This window comes from Hydrogenovibrio sp. 3SP14C1 (assembly GCF_029625905.1).
GTDB lineage: Bacteria > Pseudomonadota > Gammaproteobacteria > Thiomicrospirales > Thiomicrospiraceae > Hydrogenovibrio.
Genome location: NZ_JARTLM010000021.1, coordinates 1 through 734 on the forward strand (window position 1 = coordinate 1; position 734 = coordinate 734).

Consider the following 734-nt stretch of genomic DNA (forward strand, 5'->3'; position numbering starts at 1 on the left):
CAGAAAGTGTTTAGGATACAAAACACCAAATGAGGTGTTTTGGAATAAGAACGTTGCACTTACGAGTTGAATGTATGCATAAAAAAACCCGGGCTAAGCCGGGTTTTTTGAATACTGGCGGTGAAGGAGGGATTCGAACCCTCGATAGGGGATAAACCCTATACTCCCTTAGCAGGGGAGCGCCTTCAGCCTCTCGGCCACTTCACCGTATAGGAATCAAAGCAGAGTGCTTTAATGTGCTAATGTGGCGCGTATGATACCTTGATTTAGCAAGGTTGTAAACATCGAAAACCCATTGATTTCGTTTTTTTAATCAAGAAATTAATTAGCACTAATCATTCTCAATATCTAAGGACTCAGCCGTTACATTTTCAGCTTGGTTGTTTTTCAAAAGTAACTCTTCTCGCTGGATCTGAACTTCTTTTGGTGCTTCAATGCCGAGTCGCACCTGACCACTTTTAATTCCGACAACCGTCACTTTAATATTATCACCAATCATCAACGTCTCTCCTGCTCGACGTGTTAATACCAACATGTTGAATCCTTTTTTAATCCGTCATATAAATACAATAGCTTAATTTTATCATAGCCCAAGTTTAATTAATCTCAATAAATTCAACAAAACAGAATAAGACATACTTTTTTAAAAATTTAGACACATAGATTCAACAAGCAAGTGCAACACCTAGGAATAGAAAAAGGTTAGCTAATGAGCTACCTTTTCAGTTCCCCAA

General features: G+C 38.3%; 1 protein-coding gene and 1 tRNA gene. Both read right to left on the reverse strand.

Translation table 11 applies throughout. The features are described from left to right. Positions 1-115: 115 nt before the first annotated feature. Positions 116-207, reverse strand: a tRNA-Ser gene (locus P8629_RS11455). Between the two features lie 124 nt (positions 208-331). Beyond that, positions 332-535: a carbon storage regulator CsrA gene (gene csrA / locus P8629_RS11460; RefSeq protein WP_278166263.1), complete on the reverse strand. Its 204-nt coding sequence runs from the start codon at positions 533-535 to the stop codon at positions 332-334. Positions 536-734 lie beyond the last annotated feature (199 nt).

Excerpts from the sequence above, each read along its gene's own strand:
- csrA (WP_278166263.1), bottom strand. The coding sequence starts at position 535 with ATGTTGGTATTAACACGTCGAGCAGGAGAGACGTTGATGATTGGTGAT.